Raw genomic sequence first — 505 nt, forward strand, 5'->3', positions numbered from 1 at the left:
GAATGAATAATTACAGGATTCGCTGTTTTTCTCCGCTTTCTAGCCATCTCTATACATTTCAATACTTCTTCCACTTCCAGTGTCTTTGATAGCGTCCATGCAATTATTTTTCTTGAATATAAATCCATTACACTTGTAAGGTATACAAATCCTTCCAAGGTAAATATATACGTTATATCTGTACACCATGCCTCATTTGGCTTGCTTGGTGAAAAGTCTCTTTTTAATATGTTATGCAGCTTTGTTGAAAAATCACTATCAAAGGTTGTTTTTACATATGGTTTAATGTAACAAGCTCTGATACCCATTTCTCGCATATATACACCTACAGTTCTTTGTGATATTTTTTCGCCTTTCTTTTGCATCTCTTTCGCTATCTTTGGTGCACCATAAATTTGATGATTATCATCATATATAGTTTGAATCGCTTGCATTCTCTCTTCCTTAGATATAGATTGCTTGCTTGGTTTTCGATGCAGATAATTGTAATATCCTGATTTTGACA

General features: G+C 33.5%; 1 protein-coding gene. It reads right to left on the reverse strand.

Features of this window, described 5'->3' with window-relative positions; all coding sequences use genetic code 11:
• Nucleotides 1–434 (reverse strand): DDE-type integrase/transposase/recombinase (locus H8911_RS12300; RefSeq protein ID WP_186999859.1); only part of this gene is annotated, 434 nt, incomplete at its 3' end.
• Nucleotides 435–505 lie beyond the last annotated feature (71 nt).

Source organism: Holdemanella hominis (assembly GCF_014306155.1).
In the GTDB taxonomy this organism is placed as follows: Bacteria; Bacillota_I; Bacilli_A; order Erysipelotrichales; family Erysipelotrichaceae; genus Holdemanella; species Holdemanella hominis.